Annotated in this window: 14 protein-coding genes; 6 read left to right on the forward strand and 8 right to left on the reverse strand. The window is 67.3% G+C overall.

The genetic code is table 11. From position 1 onward, the window contains the following. Nucleotides 1-37: 37 nt before the first annotated feature. The 7 genes from addA to regB all read right to left on the reverse strand — a co-directional run bounded on the left by addA (nt 38) and on the right by regB (nt 11,720). On the reverse strand, nt 38-3,421 hold the full coding sequence (gene addA / locus EU800_RS06460; RefSeq protein ID WP_129629769.1) for a double-strand break repair helicase AddA: 3,384 nt from the start codon (nt 3,419-3,421) through the stop codon (nt 38-40). Then, nucleotides 3,418-6,384 (reverse strand): double-strand break repair protein AddB, encoded by a 2,967-nt coding sequence (gene addB / locus EU800_RS06465; protein WP_129629771.1) that lies wholly within the window; start codon nt 6,382-6,384, stop codon nt 3,418-3,420. Before addB ends, addA begins: the two co-directional genes overlap by 4 nt. After that, a complete protein-coding gene (locus EU800_RS06470) occupies nt 6,377-7,066 on the reverse strand; it encodes a nucleotidyltransferase family protein (protein WP_129629773.1) in 690 nt (229 codons plus the stop codon). Before EU800_RS06470 ends, addB begins: the two co-directional genes overlap by 8 nt. Beyond that, nucleotides 7,051-8,073, reverse strand: a complete 1,023-nt coding sequence (locus tag EU800_RS06475) for an aminoglycoside phosphotransferase family protein (protein WP_129629775.1) — start codon at nt 8,071-8,073, stop codon at nt 7,051-7,053. Before EU800_RS06475 ends, EU800_RS06470 begins: the two co-directional genes overlap by 16 nt. Beyond that, on the reverse strand, nt 8,057-8,584 hold the full coding sequence (tsaE, locus tag EU800_RS06480; RefSeq protein ID WP_129629777.1) for a tRNA (adenosine(37)-N6)-threonylcarbamoyltransferase complex ATPase subunit type 1 TsaE: 528 nt from the start codon (nt 8,582-8,584) through the stop codon (nt 8,057-8,059). Before tsaE ends, EU800_RS06475 begins: the two co-directional genes overlap by 17 nt. Before the next feature lie 67 nt (nt 8,585-8,651). Further along, entirely contained in the window at nt 8,652-10,244 is a 1,593-nt protein-coding gene (locus EU800_RS06485; RefSeq protein ID WP_129629779.1) for a PAS-domain containing protein, read from the reverse strand. 78 nt (nt 10,245-10,322) lie between these two features. Beyond that, on the reverse strand, nt 10,323-11,720 hold the full coding sequence (gene regB, locus EU800_RS06490; RefSeq protein ID WP_129629781.1) for a sensor histidine kinase RegB: 1,398 nt from the start codon (nt 11,718-11,720) through the stop codon (nt 10,323-10,325). Nucleotides 11,721-11,819: 99 nt separating this feature from the next. On the opposite strand from regB, the gene EU800_RS06495 reads away from it, so the two are divergent. The 3 genes from EU800_RS06495 to EU800_RS06505 all read left to right on the forward strand — a co-directional run bounded on the left by EU800_RS06495 (nt 11,820) and on the right by EU800_RS06505 (nt 13,501). Beyond that, on the forward strand, nt 11,820-12,443 hold the full coding sequence (locus tag EU800_RS06495; RefSeq protein ID WP_129629783.1) for an SCO family protein: 624 nt from the start codon (nt 11,820-11,822) through the stop codon (nt 12,441-12,443). Nucleotides 12,444-12,562: 119 nt separating this feature from the next. Beyond that, nucleotides 12,563-13,117 carry an ActR/PrrA/RegA family redox response regulator transcription factor gene (locus EU800_RS06500; protein ID WP_129629785.1) on the forward strand — a complete coding sequence of 185 codons (555 nt, stop codon included), beginning with the start codon at nt 12,563-12,565 and terminating at the stop codon, nt 13,115-13,117. 9 nt (nt 13,118-13,126) lie between these two features. Then, nucleotides 13,127-13,501 (forward strand): hypothetical protein, encoded by a 375-nt coding sequence (locus EU800_RS06505; RefSeq protein WP_129629786.1) that lies wholly within the window; start codon nt 13,127-13,129, stop codon nt 13,499-13,501. Here the strand turns inward: EU800_RS06505 and EU800_RS06510 are convergent. Next, entirely contained in the window at nt 13,496-14,089 is a 594-nt protein-coding gene (locus EU800_RS06510) for an HD domain-containing protein (protein ID WP_129629788.1), read from the reverse strand. The genes EU800_RS06505 and EU800_RS06510 overlap by 6 nt on opposite strands. A 167-nt stretch (nt 14,090-14,256) precedes the next feature. On the opposite strand from EU800_RS06510, the gene EU800_RS06515 reads away from it, so the two are divergent. The 3 genes from EU800_RS06515 to EU800_RS06525 all read left to right on the forward strand — a co-directional run bounded on the left by EU800_RS06515 (nt 14,257) and on the right by EU800_RS06525 (nt 18,631). Next, nucleotides 14,257-14,997: a sulfite exporter TauE/SafE family protein gene (locus tag EU800_RS06515; RefSeq protein WP_242500420.1), complete on the forward strand. Its 741-nt coding sequence runs from the start codon at nt 14,257-14,259 to the stop codon at nt 14,995-14,997. A 103-nt stretch (nt 14,998-15,100) separates the two neighbouring features. Continuing rightward, on the forward strand, nt 15,101-16,492 hold the full coding sequence (gene ahcY / locus EU800_RS06520) for an adenosylhomocysteinase (protein WP_129629790.1): 1,392 nt from the start codon (nt 15,101-15,103) through the stop codon (nt 16,490-16,492). Nucleotides 16,493-16,792: 300 nt separating this feature from the next. Further along, nucleotides 16,793-18,631 (forward strand): ABC transporter ATP-binding protein, encoded by a 1,839-nt coding sequence (locus EU800_RS06525; RefSeq protein ID WP_129629792.1) that lies wholly within the window; start codon nt 16,793-16,795, stop codon nt 18,629-18,631. The last annotated feature ends 105 nt before the right edge of the window (nt 18,632-18,736 follow it).

The raw sequence follows: 18,736 nt of genomic DNA on the forward strand, positions 1-18,736 counted from the left end.
GCGTTGGATCGGAACGTAAGTAGCGCCCTGCCCCGCGTCAAGGCAGCGCGGCAGCGCGCAGCGCCGCCGTGGTGAGCGCTTCGGGCAGGGCCATCAGGCGGGCGGTGCGGGTCCAGAGGATTGCCGTCTCGATGCGTTTGCTCGGGAAAACCTGTTTCAGGGCGGCGGCATAGGCGCCCATCTGGCGCAAAAGACCGTCAGGGACATCGGCCGCCGTTTCCGGAACAACGGCATTGGTCTTGAAATCCACCGCGAGAATGGCTTCGCCGCGCAGGATCAGCCGGTCGATCGTGCCGTGGATCCGGCGGCCGGCGAGCGCAGAAAGCGCCGCGGTGATGTCCACCTCGGCAAGGCTCTCGCCCGTGAAGAGGAAGTCGAGGGCGTCGGCGTCGAGCACGCGTCTTGCCTCTTCCAGCAGCGCCGCCACGTCCGATGACAGCAGATCCTGTCCGATCAGACGATGCGCCGCCGCCGGCCAATCCTCCCGCGGCAGGGCCGGAAGCCGTTCGAGGAGGAGGTGAATCCGGCTGCCGCGCGCCATTGCCGCCGCCTCGTCCAGCCCCGCCATCTCGCCCGGCAAGGCCTTGGCACCGCCAAGGTCCGACGGCGAGAGCGTAGCCTCGGGGCGTCGCGGGGCGACCACCGGTTCGCGCGCCCAGCCCGGCAGTTCCGATATCTGGGCGGTCGCGTCGCGTTCTGGCTCCGGTCGCGTCGCGGTGGCCCATTGTGGCGATTCCAGCCGCAGGCCCGGCCCGAAGGGAAACTCGACTGTGGCCGCACCGGCTTGCTCCATCCCGGCCTTTACCTGTTCGTACCAGGTCTCTCCGGAACTCCCCGGATCCCCTGCCGCCGCGACGATCAGCCATTGCTCCGCGCGTGTCATCGCCACGTAGAGCAGCCGTTGCGATTCCTCGAGCCGCTTGTCGATCGCCGCCTGACGGAAGGCGTTGACTGCCTCCGGGCTCTCGGCCTGTGGAGTGGCCCAAAGCGGCGCGCCCGGCGTCGGCAGGAGGTTGCCCCGCAATTCCCGCGCCCGCCTGTTCTGGCCGCAATCGGGCAGGATGACGATCGGCGATTCCAACCCTTTCGCACCATGCACGGTCATCACCCGGAGCTTCGTGCCGCGCCCCTCCGCGCGCCGCTTCACATCGACTTCTGCGCCCTCCATCCGGGCAAGGAAGCCGGTGAGGCTCGGCGGGTCGGTCTGTTCGAAGGCCAGCGCCTGCGCGAGCAGCGCGTCGATCCCGTCGGAGGCTTCCTCACCGAGCCGGGCGACGAGCGCGCGCCGGCCGTCATGCCGGGTGAGAAGGCGTTCGATCAGATCGTAGGGGCGGAGGAAATCGGCCGTGTCGCGCAGGTCGTTGAGAATTCCGGCTGTCGCGGCGAATTCCGCCTGTCGCCGGCGCAGCGCCGCCCAGAGATATTCGCCCGTAGCCCTGTCGGTGGCGAGATCGTAGAGATCCGCCTCGCTCCAGCCGAGGAGCGGCGAGCGCAGCGCTTCGGCCAACGAGAGATCGTCTTCCGGCAACGCCAGAAACGCCAGCACCGAGAGGATGTCGCGGACCGCCAGTTCCTCGCCGAGCTTGAGCACATCGGCCCCGGCAACGTCGAGCCCCTCTGCCTTGCAGCAGGCGATGATCTCCTGGAAGAGCGACACCGCCGCGCCGGCCCCGCGTCCCCGTACAAGGATCAGGATGTCGCCCGCGGTGATCTTCCGTGGGACAAGCGCGCCGTGCCGTTCCTCCCAGAGCAGGCCGCTCTCCACCATCTCGCGCGCCTGAGCCGCGACCTGACGGGCGAGCTGCACGACGTGATGCGCATCGCTGACCATGTCGACCGGATCGAACCACGCGGCGGGCTCCGTCGCGTCGACCCGTTCGACAATCGGCCAGAGATCGACCCGCCCGGGCAGACCGGTCTTGAAGGCGATGTGGCGGACAGCGCCCCTCATGCCGCTGGTATTATCCGCGCCAAAGGTTGCATCGACCGTGCTCAGGATCTCGCCCGAGGAGCGGAAGGAGTATTTCAGTTCCAGCTCCTGGAGCGTCAGGTCGATATGCGCGAGCCGCTCGGCGAAGGCCCGGCGCATCCTCTCGAAACCGCTCGGATCCGCACCCTGAAATGAATAGATCGACTGCTTGAGATCGCCGACGACAAAGACCGACCGCTCGCCGGCCTCCGCCCGCCCGGTCCCGGCGGTGAATTCCCGCGTCAGGTGCTCGATGACGCGCCATTGCAGCGGGCTCGTGTCCTGCGCCTCGTCGACGAGAACATGGTCGATCCCGCCGTCGAGCTTGTAGAGCACCCATTCGGCAACGCCCTCGCGCGCCAGCAGCGCCTCGGCCTTTTGGATCTGGTCGTCGAAATCGAGCCAGCCGCCCTGCTCCTTGCGGGCGGCATAGGCGGGCAGGAAGGCTGCCGCGAAACGATGGAGGATATCCGTCTTGAGGGCGACATCCAGCGCCTTGAGCTGGTCCACCGCCAGTGCCGTTGCGATTGCCAGCGCGTCGAACACCTCCGCCAAGTCCCCGAGTTCCGCCCGCCGCTTGTCCGCGAGCGTGTTGGATTTTGGCTGGCCGTCGCTCTTGCGCAGAAGAAGGTCGGCAAGCCGGTCGAAGCGCGACCGGTCGATCCCGTGCTCGAGGATGTCCTCAAGTTCTGCGGCGATCTTCTTTGTCGTCGCCGTCTGGCAGGCAAGCGCCGCGGCGAGCGCTCTCACGCCATCGGGGTGCTCGCTCTCTGTCACCTCGGCAAGCGCCGCCTGCACGGTGAAACCCGCGGGCAGGCTGACCAGCTCCAGAGTGCTGTCCCAACTCGGTGCCGTCGCGAACTCTTCCCGGTGCGAGGCGATCTCCGAGACCAGGCCCGTCAGATCCGCGTCGCTTACCAGCGCCGCCATCTCGGCGAAAAGCGCTGGCGCGTCCCGCGCAAGGTCGTCCAGTACCGCCGTCTGCAAGTCCCGCGTCGCCGGCTCGTCGAGCTCGCTGAACCCGGGGCTGACGCCTGCCTCCAGGGGGAACCGGCGCAGCAACCCCGCACAGAAGGAATGGATCGTCTGGATCTTCAGACCGCCCGGCGTCTCGATGGCCCGCGCGAACAGCCGCCGCGCCCGGGCGAGGGTCTCTGCATCAAGCCGGCCTGCCACGCCGAGCACAGCGAGCGCGTCGCGCAGCGCGTCATCCTCCAGCATCGCCCATTCGCCGAGCCGCCGGAACAGGCGGTTCTGCATCTCCGAGGCCGCGGCCTTGGTATAGGTCAGACAGAGCACGTTCTGCGGAGGTACGTCGCCCAGCAGCAGGAGCGCCACCCGGTCGGTCAGCACGCGCGTCTTGCCTGAACCGGCATTGGCCGAGAGCCAGGTTGAGGCGCGCGGATTCGCCGCCTCGATCTGCCGCTGCGTCGCCTCGTCGACCGGCATCATGCTTCCTCCTCCCGCCCGACCCGGATCGGCACCGCCGCTTGCGTCAGGTCCCATTCGCCATAGCGTGCAAGCTGGTCGTAATCGCCCGAGAAGCGCGTCGTCTCGGCGGCGCGGATCGCGGTGTAACCTTGTGTGGGTCGCCGGTAGCGAGCGATCAGCCGGCGCAACCCGTCAAGCGTCACATCCGCGAGCTGCCCGGCGTCCGTCTCGGTGTCAATCGGCCGGTCCTGACCGCTCGCGCCGATCGCGATATAGCCGAGCTCCGCGACCACGCCCGGCGAAAGCCCGGCAAAGGCGCCGCGCTCCAGCATCGCCGCCTCGAGCGGCAGTTGCTTTTCGAAATGCAGGACCTGTTTATAGGAGGGCGGCTGACCCGACTTGTAATCATATATAGCGTAGCTGCCGTCCCTCCGCCGGTCGATCCGGTCGGGCCGCGCGACCAGCGTGAAGTCGAGATCCGCGAGTTCGAGCCGGCCCCGCTCCTCGATCAGCACCGGGTCGCCCGCGGACAGCCGCCCGATCTCGCCCGCGATCAGCCGGTCGGCCACCGCCATCAGCCGCGCCCGCCAGAGCGCCCGCATCGCGGGCTGCGGCACATCCTGGGCGAGGCGTTCGGCCGCCCTGTCGGCGAGGCAGGCGCGCGCCGCGTCCGGGGAGTCGCGCCACTCTTCGCGGGCGGCGATGAAATCTTCCATGATCCGATGCAGGACCGTCCCGCGGAGCCGTGCATCGGCTGCCGGCGCAAGCGGTTCCAGCCGTCGCAGGCGCAGGATGTGGCGCGCGTAGATCGCGTAGGGGTCGCGGACAAGCTGGGTGATCCGTGTGACCGAGAGCTGTCGCGGCCTCGCCGAGACCGGCGGGCAGGGCTTGGGGCGAGGCTCCGGATCGCACCGGCGTTCCGGCTGGTCGAGCCGCGCGGCGAGGTCGAGCAATGTCTTTCCCCGTGCCTGCATGGCCTCGAGCGCCGCCGTGCCTTCCTCGCCGAGCCCGCCGAGCAGGTTGGTCAGCCGGTTCAGCCAGCGCGACGGCACCGTCTCGGCTTCCGCATCGCGCAGCGACCGGCTCAGCACCACCTCCGGCGCGGCGATCGCTTGCTGGAAATCATGCGCCGAGAGGCCGATGCTGCGCTCGGGACTGAGAAGCCCCGCCTCGGCGCGCATCTTCCGGTTGAGCCAGGCGTCGGGGGCCGGCAGGCCGGGCCAGGTGCCATCGGTCAGGCCGGCGAGGATCGTCAGATCCGCGCCGCCTGCCCGTGCCTCCAGCGTGCCCCAGATCATCACGCCGGGATGCGGCCGTGTCGGTTCCTGTACGTTGACGCCGCTGAGATGGTTCACGAGGAGCGTGGAATAGTCGCGCGCGGTGATGTCCCCGCCGCGATCGCCGGCGCTGACGAGATCCTGCATCGCTGCGGCGGCGGCCTCGCCGGAGCGCTGCGTCCAGAGCGCGCCGCTGCCCGCCGCGCCGCAGCCGGCCGAGAGCCGCTCGGCCAGTGCGAAATGCGCCGCGACGCGGTGGCCGAGCCCCGCGCGGTCCGGCCGCGCGACGCCGTCCAGCAGGCTGGCGAGCCAGCCCGCCCAGTCACCGCGGCCATCCTGCACGGCTCCGCGACTTCCCCATTCCAGGAGCGCCCGCGCGCCCGGCCGCGCCTCCGAGTTGCCCCGCAGATAAAGCTCGAGCTCGCGCGTCCACCGCAGATGCGGACCGCGCGTGCTCTCGGTCGAGGCGGTCAGCGGGTGCTTCAGCAGGACGAGAAGCCCGGGCAGGTCGGGCTCCGCCTCGAGCAGCGCTGCGACATGCCGCAGGAAACGCCCGGGCGCGGTCTGATGGAGCGGTTCACCGGCGCTGTCGTCGGGTTCGATCTCCCAGCGTTGAAGCGTGGCGGCGACGCGGCGGGTAAGCATCCGGTCGGGGCAGATCAGTGCAGCGACCTGCCCGTCCGCGACCGCGCGGCGCAGCCGGAGCGCGATCGCCGCCGCCTCCGCCCTCGGACCGGGCGCCTCGATGAGGCTGATCCCCGCAGTTGCCGCGGCGAGATCGCCCAGTCGGCGCCCCTCCCGCCGCCACTGATCGGTCACCGGCGCCGGGCGCAGCGCCAGCGACACGAGGCGGTTGCGGGCCGCATCGGCGGCCAGCGACTCGTGCCAGGGCTGAACCGCCGTTGGAGATAGGTCGAGCGCAGTCATCAGCGCCGCAAAGCGATATTGGGGGTGGTCTTCCTGCGGCGTGTCGCGATCCAGCCTCTGCCAGACCGCGTCCGGCTGGTCGAAATCGAAGCCCGGCAGGACGACGTAGCCCTCAGGGAGCCGTGCAACGGCGTTCATGAGCAACCGCGTCGCCCCGCGCGAACCGGTCGAGCCGGCGATTACGATCGGGCCCGCGGGCGGCACGGTCCGCCAGCTTTCCGCCAGTTGCGCGACGATCCGTCGCCGGCGCGCCTCCGTCCCGGGCAAGTTGTCGGAACGGTCCGCGAACAACGACATGGCCGCATCGAGAATAGTCCGTCCCTGCTTCCAGTGCTCGGCGAAATCTCCGAGGTCGAGCGCCGCGAGCCGGGCGGGATCGACCCCTTCGCCATGGATTTCGTCAAGCAGCGCCGCAAGCTGCTCGGCGAGGTCGAACGCGGCGGTGCGCGGGGCCGCGACGAGGCCGCGTTCCATCAGCGACAGGATGAGTTCCGCCAGATCGAGCTTCAGTTCGAGCGGCTTGAGTGCTGGGGGAATCTCGGGGCCGGTCGCTGCGACCGGGAGGTCGGTCAGAAGCCGCATCCGCGGTATCAGGCGCGGCGGGCCAGCGTCGAAGACAGCGCGGATGCGGCGGAGCATCCGGCCGCTGCTGGCAAAGATCGTCGTGCGCGCCCAGGCGACGGGATCGTCGGCGGGCAGGCGCGCGGCGAGACCGGCGACGAGGCTCTCGGGGTAGTCCTGCCCAAGGCCGACGGCGAAGAGGCGGGCCGGGTCAGTCATCCCGCGCCTCCGCCAGCATCGCCTCCGCCGTGGCAATGCCGTCCGGTCGGCCGACATCGGACCAGCCGCCCCTGTGCAGGAGGCCGAAGAGCCGTCCGCTGGCCAGCATCTCGTCCCAGAGCAGGTTCAGCGAGAAGGCGCGCTCGCTGATACCGGCAAGGCCCTTGGTGGAGAGGATCTGCGCGCCGGTATAAATCGCGCCGGGCGCGCGGTGTAGGCGGCCTTCCGCGTCGCGCAGGAAGTCGCCTGCGCCGGAATGGCCGCGCGCACGCTCCGGGGCGACGAGCATCAGAAGCCCGTCCATCCGCGTCGGGTCCCAGGCCGCGCGCAGCGCTGCGAGCGGGTTGGCGCCAGTCCAGACAGCGTCGGTGTTGAGGGTGAAGACGGGCTCGGACCCCAGAAGCGGCAGTGCCTCGCGAAGCCCGCCGCCGGTTTCGAGGATCTCGGGGGCCTCGTGTGACACGAAAATGTCGGGACGTCCGGCGAGATGCGCGGCGATCTGATCGCCGAGGTAATGCGTGTTAACGACCTTCCTGCCAATCCCGGCCGCGTCGGCGAGCGCAATCGCGTGGTCGAGGAGCGGTTGTCCGGCGACATCGAGCAGCGGTTTCGGGCGAGAGGTGGTCAGCGCCCCCATTCGGGTGCCAAATCCGGCGGCGAAGAGCATCACGGCGTTGGGCATGTGCCGGCGGCCTCCCTGATCCGGGCCAGCCGCGCCTCGGTCGGTGCGGGCAAGGTCGTCCGGACGAAGGCAGCCAGTTCCGCCAGATCCGGATGCGTCAGGTCGCGCGCGAGGTGGCCCCAGACGCGTGGAACGAGGTCGACATACTGCGCCTTGCCGCGGGTCAGGCAAAGGCGGGCGAAGACGCCAAGGATGCGCAGGTTTCGCTGTGCGCCGAGCGTGGCACAGGCCAGCGCGAGCGCGTCGGGATCGTGTCCGCCGCGCGCGGCGAAATGCGCGAGCGCTGCGGCGCGCGTCGGTTCGGAGACATCGCGCCGCGCGTCTTCGAGGAGCGAGACGAGATCATAGGCCGGGTGACCGGCAAAGGCGTCCTGGAAGTCGAGCAGGCCGATCCGCGCAGGGCCGGTCCGGTCTGGTAGCCAGATCAGGTTCTCGGCGTGGAAATCCCGCAGGGCGAGAACCGGCGGTGCCTCCGGTAGGCGGCGGAGCGCGCCCTCGACAAGACGGGCGAGCTCCGCCGTCGCGTACGGTGTTGCGGTTGCGCCGGCGGCGGTGGCGTAGAAGGTAAGCGCGAGATCCGTGGCCCGAGCCATTTCCGGCGGGCCAAAGGGCGGCAGGCCGGGCGGGGGCGGATAGGCGTGAAGCGCCAGCAAGGTCTCGGTCGCGGCAAGGTAGAGCGGCGTTTCGCGCGCCGGATCGGCGGCGACGAGCCGCGCGAGGATGGCGTCTCCGAGATCCTCGAGCAGCAGGAAGCCGAGATCGGTATCCTGCGCGAGGCAACGCGGCGGCGAGAGGTCGAGCCTGGCGAGATGGTCGGCAATGCGGCGAAAAGGGCGGGTGTCCTCTCCGGTGTCCGGAGGCGCGTCCATCAGGACGGCCCTGCCGAGATCGGGGTGGCTCAGACGCTCGTAGCGGCGCGCCGATGCGTCGCCGGCAAGCGGCGTTCGCGTCGCGGCCTCCCAGCCGGAGGCCACAAGGAAGGCCCGACACTCATCCTGCCGGGTCATCGAGGGTCTCCGGCAGTCCGGCCAGGTGGGAGAGACGCTCCGCCCAGAGAGTCTTCACACCCGAGAGATCTGCACGTCGGCCGTCTCCTGCGAGCGACAGCTCTATCAACAGCGCGCTTTCCGGAGCGGTTTCACCGAGTCGGTCCGGCCACTCGACCAGGCAGATCGCTTCGGTGAACGCCTCGTCGAGCCCGAGCTCGAAAACGTCCTGGGGGTCGGTCAGCCGGTAGAGATCGGCGTGCCAGATCTCCGCGGTGCCGGCTGCGTAGGTCTGGACCAGCGTGTAGGTGGGCGAGGGGATGTCTTCGGCCGCTGCACCGTGCCGCGCCATCACTTCGCGGATCGTGGCGCGCGCCAGATGGCTCTTTCCGGCGCCGATGGGGCCGGCGAGGAGAAGCGTCTCGCCTTTCCGGAGAAGATGCGCCAGCGCCCTGCCGAGCGCGGCGGTATCCGCGGCCCGGGGAAGGTCGAGAGAGAGCCGGATCTGGTTGCTCGAATGGGGCGTCGCCATGCGCGCAGGTTAGCGTTCTGCGGGTCGCCCGCAACTGCCAATGCACCGGTCCGGGCGCGTCCGCCGGTCAGCGCAGGGCGGCGGGCATGCGTGTCCAGACCTTGGGCGGGGCATCGTGCGCCTCGCGCGTCTCGGCGACCGGCAGGAATGCCGCCAGCGTGGCATGGCCGACCAATGGGACGAAGCGGCAGTTGAGCAGCACCCCGTCCTTGCGACGCACCTGGGCGGTCCACTCCGTACGTTCGATCGGAGCGCTGACGAAATCGCGCAGGTCGCCCCAGGTCGGCGTCGGGGCGCAGGCCTTTTGCCAGAGCTGCGTTGCCTCGACGATCCCGGTGTCGCCAAGAGTCGCGTCGGGGTCGTGGTTCCACAGCCGTGCATAGGCGGAGTTCGAATAGACCAGCCTGCCCGAGCCGGTAAAAACCGCGATTGCCTCGTCGATGTTGTCCAGCACTGCACGACCAAGTTCCAGTTCGGCGCGGAAGCGGCGTGTAAGCGAAACTTCCGAGCTGATATCTTCGAAAAGGAAGGCAATGGCGCCGCCGGGGTGCGGCCGTCCAGTGACGCGGAAGGTCTGCCCGTCCGGAAGGGACCAGGTCTCCTGATAGGTTCCCGAGGCGGCAGCGCTTTCGAGTTCAACAATTTCGCGCCGCCAGCTCTTGAAATCCTTGGGCTCGGGCGCGCGCTGCTTCTGTCGCAGCCGGTCGAGGAACTCGAAGAGTGTCGGGCGGTCGCTGAGGAAATGCGGCTCGAGCGCCGAGAGGTCGGTAAGCGCGGGGTTGAACAGCGCCAGCCTGCGGTCGCTGTCGAAGACGGCCAGCCCGGTCGGAAGATGCGCGAAGGTCTTGGTCAGTGTCTGAACGAACTCGCGCAGCGAATCCTCGGCGCGCACCAGCTTGTCGGCCGGGAGCGCGAAGACCAGCGTGTCTTCGCCCTGAGCCTCGTCATATGTCTCAAACCAGAGCCGTTCGCTCTCGGTTGCCGGGTCGCGCACCGAGAGCCGCCGGGGCGGCGTGGCCATGTCGGGCCCGACCGGACGCTGCTCGAAGATGCGAGGAAGCGGCCAGCCGATCGCACTGTCCTCGGCCATCAGACGCTCCGCGAGCGCGACATAGGCACCGTTGGCCCAACGGACGGCTCCTTCGGCATCCTCCTTCCAGACCAGGATCGGTGCGCCGTCGAGCACGCTGCGAAGCGTCGCCAGTTCCTCGCTGAGCGCGGTCTGTGCGAAATGGTCCACGGCCGGCGTTTGCGCCTCAGCCCCTTCGGCCTCGGTCACCACGATCCGCGCCAGCCCGCCGCGCCACTCGGCCTCCATGGTTTCGCCAACGTCGTTGCGAAGAAGGAAATACTGCCGTTCCGCAAGTTGTCCGATCTCGCCGGCGAACCCAGAGAATCGTTGGTCCAGCACGGCGAGAAGGCGCGGCCAATCGGAAAGGAAATCGGGACCTGTCTGGAGCAGTGCGCGGGCGTCGGGCGTGGCGTCGACCAATGCCCTGTCCCGGAACAGGAAGACCACGCGTTCCCCCATCTCGTCGATCGGCGTCCAGGCGATCCGGCGCGCTGGTTGCAGATAGCTCATCAGGAGCAACGCCAGAAAGGCCGTGCCGAGCGAGGACACGACCATGACGAGGCCGAGCGTCAGGTCCAGTTGCTGCATCACCGTCCGGGGTCCATCCACCAAGCAGATGGCCCTGCACTAACGGCCAAGTGGTTAATCCGGCGTTAAAACACGCCTTCAGCCAACGGAAAACGGCGTGTTCTCACCCAATGCCAAGCTCTCCTCGTCATCGGCCCCGATATCGCTGCGGTGCCAGGCAACCTCGACAATGGCGCCGCTGCGGGTAGGCCGCTCGGCTTCGGTGAGGAAGGGGTCGGAGCCGTTGGAGAAGGTCAGCACCGCCCCGGAGCGTTCGAGCAGCGTCTTGGCGATGAAGAGGCCGAGCCCCATGCCCTCGTATTCCTGCCGCTTGGCGCGCTCGGCGGCGGATTTGCGGATTCGCATGAACGGGTCGCCGATCCGGCCCAGAGCTTGCGGGGGGAAGCCGTGGCCGTCGTCGGCGATGCGGATCAGGATCTTGTCGGGTGTCCAGCGCGCGTCGACCCAGACGTTCTCCTGACTGAAATCCACGGCGTTCTGCACAAGGTTTCGGAGCCCGTGGATGATCTCGGGCCGGCGTGTCACCGAGGGCTGCCGGTTGCCGCCGCCCGGACCAGGGGCGACATCGAAATGGATCGTACTGCCGCGGTCGCCGTGCGGTTCGGCGGCCTCCCGGATCACCGTGTCGAGCGGCGCCTTGTGCAGGTGGAGGTCGTCCTTGCCCGCGCGACCCATCGAGCGGAGGATATCGCGGCAGCGATCGGCTTGGTCGCGAATCAGCATGGCGTCCTGGCGAAGATCCTCCTCGGCGTCCAGCTCCTCGATCATCTCGGAACTCACCAACTTGATGGTCGCCAGCGGCGTGCCGAGTTCATGCGCCGCGGCGGCCACGACGCCGCCGAGGTCGGTCAACTTCTGTTCGCGCGCAAGCGCCATCTGCGTCGCCACCAGCGCGTCCGACATCGAATGCACCTCGACCGCCACGCGGCGCGCGTAGAGCGCCAGGAAGCCGATGCCGACGACAATCGAGACCCAGAAGCCGAAGCGGAAGATGTCGGCCATGCTGAGCACGGTGCCATCGACATCCCGTAGCGGCAGGAAGAAGAATCCAAGCAGGGTGATGTAGGTGACGGCAGTGCCGGCGAGCAGTGCCGTGGAGCGCAGGCGCAGCGTGGTGGCGGCGATGGTGACCGGCGCGAGGACCAAGAGCGCGAAGGGGTTGTTCAACCCGCCGGTGAGATAGAGCAGGAACGCGTGCTGGGAGAGATCGAAGAGCAGCGTCAACAGAGTTTCGTTCTCCGAGAGCCGCTTGTTGGGCGGATAGATGAAGTCGGCCAGCAGGTTGGCCACGACCGAGACGCCGACCGCCATCAGGCAGAGCCCGATTTCGAGCTGCAACCGGAACAGCACGACCGAGACGAGCATGGCCACGAGCTGACCGAAGATCGCCACCCACCGCAGCACGATCAGCGTCCTGAGTCGGACCCAGTGGCTCCGCGACATTCCGTCGAAGACCGGGAAGGAAGTGTCGGCCATTTGCGTTCCAGTCTCGCCTGTGTGACTTGCCCTCAATAGCCAAGCGCGGATATCTCGGCAAACGGGTTGCGCGCCTCCGATCCGATCGATGGAGAGATCATGAATACAAGCACTTTGGCCATCCTCGCAGCGGGGGCGCTCGCCGCGGTTATTGGCGGAACCCTGGCTTTTGTCATGACCGGCGGCGAGGAGGATCGATTCGCCGCGTGTCGCACCGGCAAAGTGGCCGGCGGGACGGAACAGATCGGCGGACCGCTTGAACTCGTCAGCGAGACCGGCGAAACCGTCACCGACAAGGAGATCTTTACCCGCCCGTCGCTGCTCTACTTCGGATATACCTATTGCCCGGATGTGTGCCCGCTCGACACGGTCCGCAACGCCGAGGCGGTGGATATCCTGAAGGAACGCGGCCTTGACGTTCAGCCGGTCTTCGTCTCCGTCGACTGGGGCCGGGATGACGCGCAATCGATGGCCGATTTTACCTACAACATCCATCCGGACATGCTTGGGCTGACCGGGTCTGAGGAGCAGATCCGCGCGGCTTCCAAAGCCTACCGGACCTATTTCTCTATCCGCGATCCGGAGGACGAGTATTACTTGATCGACCACTCGACCTTCACCTACCTGGTGTTGCCGGAGACGGGATTCCTTGAGTATTTCCGACGCGACCTGACGCCGGGGCAACTCGCCGATAGCGTGCAGTGCTTTCTTGACAGGATCTGAGGCTTCCGACGTTGCAATGCGGACACAGGCGACTGACGCAACCGTTTGACGCTGTGGCGACATGACACTAGTGTCCCACCGACACAACATAATCCGAATACTGGAGCCGGAGGCAGCCGATGGTGGAGCGCGAACTGCAGGATATCGGCGAGGACAAGTCCCTCCTGATCGTGGATGACGACGAGCCGTTCCTGCGCCGCCTTGCGCGGGCGATGGAGAAGCGGGGCTTCGAGCCTGAGATCGCCCAGTCAGTGGCCGCGGGCAAGGCCGTGGCGACGGCCCGCCCGCCGGCCTATGCCGTGGTCGATTTGCGGCTCGAGGATGGAAACGGCCTCGATGTCGTCGAGACAATCCGGGAAAAGAGACCGGAGGCGCGCGTCGTCGTGCTCACCGGCTACGGCGCCATTGCCACGGCCGTTGCGGCGGTGAAGATCGGCGCAACCGATTATCTCTCCAAGCCTGCGGATGCCAATGACGTCACCGCCGCGCTTCTGGCCAATGGCGACGCGCTTCCGCCGCCGCCGGAGAACCCCATGTCGGCCGACCGGGTGCGTTGGGAACATATCCAGCGGGTCTACGAACTCTGCGACCGCAACGTCTCGGAAACCGCCCGGCGCCTCAACATGCACCGCCGGACGCTGCAGCGGATCCTCGCCAAGCGCAGCCCGCGCTAGGGCATGGCCTTGCGCCTTCATCAGAAACAGCCGGTCCTCGCGGCCGGCTGTCTGCTTCTCGGCGCCTGTGTGAATTCGGCCGGCCCGGGCCCGGTCACTGCCTCTGCTCCCGTAGCGGAACCGGTCTTTACCGAGCAGGGCATCCTCGCCGGGGCGACGGGCAAGGAGATCGATTTCCAGCGCGCCGAGCCCGGTGCCATCGCCGCCATGTCGAAACTGATGGGGAGTGCCCCTGCCTCGACCGCAGGTGCCTGCCCAGGCCTTCGCGCGGCGCGCTGGCCCGACGGCACGACGCTCTTTTTCGAAACGCGCCCCTTCGACCCGCCTGCCTTCATCGGCTGGCAACATGGCGGGCAGAGCGCCGGGCGCGTCTGCGCCTCATAGCGCGGCGAGCAACTCCGCATGCCTGCGGGTATAGGCCCTGCGTGCCTCGACCGGCGGCCGCAGGTGCAGGATCAGCCCGGAAATGACCTCCGGGTCGGGTTTCCCGAAGAACCGGTTGGACTCGGCGACCGAGAAGCCCGCGAGCTGCGTCGCCTCGAGCCAGGCCGAGATCCGGTCGGCCTTCTTGATCTGCCTCTTGACCTTCACCGGAAGCGTCGCCGGCAGGCCAAACCGCAGATGCACAGCCGCAGTCAGCCGCTCGTCGAGTTGCTTGTAATCCGGCCCCACGGCCGCTTTCACCGGCGAGATCATGTCGCCGATGACATATTCCGGCGCATCGTGGAGAAGCGCCGCCAGGCGCCATTTCGCCTCCGCCCCGGGCTGGAGACGGCCGAAGATCTCTTCCACCAGCACCGAATGCTCGGCGACCGAATAGGCGAAATCACCCCGCGTCTGGCCGTTCCAGCGCGCCACGAAGGCGAGCCCGTGCGCGATGTCCTCGATCTCGATATCCACGGGCGTCGGATCCAGCAGGTCCAGCCTGCGGCCGGACAGCATGCGTTGCCATGCGCGGGCGGCCTTGGCCATGGCGGTCTCTTTCGTTGCAGTGTCGGTCCGGTGACCTAGCGAATTCGGCTCGCCCTGTGTAGCCCGTTTGTCGCTGGCCGGCCGGAAATCGACCGCGCTCTGCCCTTGCGGCCCGGCGCAACGGGGAATACCCGGGATCGCGGGAATGGCGTATCGGAGGCGCAGCTTTGGAATTCTGGATCGTTGCGGGGCTCGCGGCCTTTCTAATGGGATTGTCCAAGGGTGGCGTGCCGATGATCTCGATGCTGGCGGTGCCGCTGATGTCGCTGTTCATGGATCCCGCGCATGCGGCCGGACTGCTCCTGCCGATCTATATCGTTGCCGATTCCTATGCGGTCTACCTGTTCCGGCGCGCTTTCTCGCGCCGCAACCTGAAGATCCTTCTGCCCGGCGCGGTGGTTGGCATTCTCGTCGGCTTTCTCACGGTGTCGTCAATCCCAGGCGATGCCGTGAAGCTCCTGGTGGCCGGAATCGGGATATCCTATCTGGCGAACGCCCTGCGCGGCCGGCTATCCAAGCGACCGGTGCCGAAAAAGCCGGCAGATGTTCCGCGTGGCCTCTTCTGGGGCGCCCTCGCCGGCCTGACCAGCTATCTCAGCCACGCGGGGGGGCCGCCGTTTCAGGCCTATGTGTTGCCGCAAAAGCTGGACAAGATGGTCTATCTGGGAACCGTGACGATTTTCTTCGCGATCATGAACTTGCTGAAGCTGCCGGCCTTCATCATGGCGGGGCAGATCACCTGGGCAAGCTTCCAGCAGGCGATTTGGCTGGCGCCGGCGGCGCTGGCCGGGGCGTGGAGCGGCGCGGCGATCTCGCGCGTGCTGCCCGAGTGGTTCTTCTTCCTTCTGATCGAGCTCGCACTGGCTGTTGTCTCGGCCAAGCTCGCCTACGAGGTGCTGCTCGGCTGAACCCGACCGCCGCGGGTGTCCTGCCCGTGCCTCCGGACTTGTCGGCATCCACCTTCCCCGCTATGTCCCCGCGAAACGCGACACTCATCTGAAGGAGCGCCCGATGGCTCAGGATTACATCGTCAAGGATATTTCGCTGGCCGAGTTCGGGCGCAAGGAGCTCGATATCGCCGAGACGGAGATGCCGGGCCTTATGGCGCTCCGAGCGGAATATGGCGAGGCCCAGCCGCTCAAGGGCGCGCGGATTGCCGGCAGCCTGCACATGACGATCCAGACCGCCGTGCTGATCGAGACGCTGGTCGCGCTCGGTGCGGATGTTCGCTGGGCCTCCTGCAACATCTTCTCCACCCAGGACCACGCCGCCGCCGCCATCGCTGCGGGCGGCACGCCGGTCTTTGCCGTGAAGGGCGAGACGCTGGAGGAATACTGGTCCTATACCGACCGGATCTTCCAGTTCGAGGAGGGCGCCAACCTGATCCTCGACGATGGCGGCGACGCGACGCTCTACATCCTTCTCGGCGCCCGCGTCGAAGCCGGCGAGACGGACCTGATCGCGGTTCCGGGCTCCGAGGAGGAGGTCTGCCTGTTCAACCAGATCAAGAAGCGCCTCGCCGAGACGCCGGGCTGGTTCACCAAGCAGCGCGACGCGATCAAGGGCGTGTCCGAGGAGACGACCACCGGCGTGCATCGCCTCTACGAGCTGATGAAGAAGGACCTGCTGCCGTTCCCGGCGATCAACGTCAACGACAGCGTGACCAAGTCGAAATTCGACAACAAATACGGTTGCAAGGAATCGCTGGTCGACGGTATCCGCCGCGCGACCGACACGATGATGGCCGGCAAGACCGCCGTGGTCTGCGGCTACGGCGACGTCGGCAAGGGCTCGGCGGCCTCGCTGCGGGGTGCCGGAGCGCGGGTGAAGGTCACCGAGATCGACCCGATCTGCGCGCTTCAGGCGGCTATGGACGGCTACGAAGTGGTGCGGCTCGAGGATGCCGTGTCGACGGCCGATATCTTCGTCACCACCACCGGCAACAAGGACGTCATACGTCTCGAGCACATGCGCGAGATGAAGGACATGGCGATCATCGGGAACATTGGCCATTTCGACAACGAGATCCAGGTCGCTTCGCTGAAGAACATGAAGTGGACCAACATCAAGGATCAGGTCGACATGATCGAGATGCCGAACGGCAACCGGCTGATCCTGCTCTCCGAGGGGCGCCTGCTGAACCTCGGCAACGCCACCGGCCACCCCTCCTTCGTGATGTCCGCCTCCTTCACCAACCAGGTTCTGGCGCAGATGGAGCTCTGGCAGAATGGCGACAAATACGGCAACGAGGTCATCATCCTGCCCAAGCATCTCGACGAGAAGGTTGCGCGGCTCCACCTCGACCGGATCGGCGTTCGCCTCTCGGAGCTTTCGCCGGAGCAAGCCCAGTATATTGGCGTGACGGTAGAGGGCCCGTTCAAGCCAGAGCACTACCGCTACTGAGCCAAGACAACAGACTGAATTCGAAAGAAAAACGCCCGGCCGGATGGTCGGGCGTTTTGGCTCTGCGGCGGTGCGCGTCCGAGCTCGAGCGCAGTTTCTGCCCGCAAGGGGGTGACCTTTGGCGGGAGATCGGCTACGACAGCCGCGGAATGACGAATGGAGATTCGTAGGATGATGCAGATCAGGACCCCTCGCCAGCGTTAACTGCCGGTCCTGTTCGGGCGGGCACGTGCCCCGCCTTTCGCCTCTCCCGAAATCTCTCTCCTCCCCCTTGCCCTCTTTGCTTGCGGATGGTCCGTCATGTTCCGATTCTTCGAAAATCTCGTCGACCCGTTTCAGCCCTTTGCCGCCGAGACGCCGCCGAAAAAACTCCTGCCCTATCTCTGGACCCAGGTCCGGACGCTCGGCCCCTGGCTGCCGGTCATTGCGCTTACCTCGCTCATCGTCGCGGTGGGCGAGAGCCTGCTGATCTTCTACGCCGGCCGGGTTGTGGACCTGATGGCCGACTCCGGCCCGGCCGGGTTCTGGGCCGCCAACGGACCGGAGCTCCTCGTCGCCGCTGCGGTTTTGCTGTTGCTCCGCCCGGCGGTGATCGGGCTCAACCACCTGTTTCTGGAAAACACCCTCGTCGGCACGCTGCATGTCCAGGCGATGTGGCGGGCGCATCGCCATATGCTCGGCCAGTCGGTGGGATTCTTCCAGAACGACTTCGCTGGTCGGCTTTCCAATCGCGTCATGCAGATGGGCAACGCCGTTGAGGATTCGGCCTATATCTTCCTCGAGGCAATCTGGTTCTCGCTGGTCTACGTGATCGGCGCGCTCCTCGTGGTCGCCGGGATCAAGCCGGTCCTCGCCCTGGCGCTGCTGGTCTGGCTCGGCCTCTATATCGGCTATCTCTTCATCCTCGTTCCGCGCGTCACCCACGCGTCGGAGAAATTCTCCGATGGCCGCTCGGCGGTCACCGGACGGGTTGTGGACGCCTATACCAACGTCGAATCCGTAAAGCTCTTTGCCGGTACGGATGCCGAGGAGAACTTCGGCCTCAACGCTTTTCGGCGGCTGCGCCTCAGGCTCCTGCGCTTCACCCGGTTGGCGACCGAGATGCATGTCGTGCTCAACCTGCTGAACGGTTTCCTGATGGCGGGGGTCGGCGGACTGGCGATCTGGCTCTGGTCGCAGGGTCAGGTCACGATCGGTGAGGTCTCGGCCGCGCTGGCGCTGACGCTCCGCCTCAACGGCATGAGCGGCTGGATCATGTGGGTCACCATCCGGCTCTTCGAACATTTCGGGGTGATCCGGGAAGGTCTGCGGTCGATCTCGGTGCCGCATTCGGTGGTCGACGCGCCCGCGGCACCGGCGCTCGTTCGGGGCCCGGGAGAGATCGTCTTCGACGATGTCAGCCACCATTACGGCAAGCGTACCGGTGGGCTCGACCACGTCAGCCTGACCATTCGGCCGGGCGAGAAGGTCGGCCTCGTCGGCCCGTCGGGTGCCGGCAAGTCGACGCTGATCTCGCTCCTCCTGCGGTTCCGGGACGTCGAACGCGGGCAGATCCGCATCGACGGGCAGGATGTCGACCGCGTCAGCCAGGAGAGCCTGCGCCGCGCCATCGGCGTGGTGACGCAGGACAGCTCGCTGATGCACCGCTCGATCCGCGCCAACATCCTCTATGGCCGGCCGGATGCAGGGGAGGCGGCGGTGATCTCGGCGGCGCGGAAGGCGGAGGCGCATGACTTCATCCTCGGGCTCGAGGATCGCGAGGGCCGGCGGGGCTACAACGCCCATGTCGGCGAGCGCGGAGTGCGTCTGTCGGGTGGCCAGCGTCAGCGGGTGGCGATCGCGCGGATGATCCTGAAGGATGCGCCGATCGTCATCCTCGACGAGGCCACGTCGGCCCTCGACAGCGAGGTCGAGGCGGCCATCCAGCGCTCGCTGCACGCGGCGATGGAAGGCAAGACGGTAATCGCGATTGCCCACCGTCTCTCGACCATTGCGGAGATGGACCGGATCGTGGTGCTGGAGGCCGGCCGCATTGTCGAGCAGGGTCCGCACGAGGCGTTGATGCGCAAGGACGGGCTCTATGCACGTCTCTGGCAGCGGCAATCAGGCGGTTTCCTGGCGCGTGCCGCCGCCGAATGAGCGCAAAAGCGCTATGCCACGCCGGGACACTTGGTTAACGTGCGAAGGCGCCGGAGCCGAAAAACGGCTCCGGCCACTCTATTCTTGATTCTTGTGTTGCTGACC

It is taken from the genome of Tropicimonas sp. IMCC6043, from assembly GCF_004146235.1.
Lineage (GTDB): Bacteria > Pseudomonadota > Alphaproteobacteria > Rhodobacterales > Rhodobacteraceae > Tropicimonas.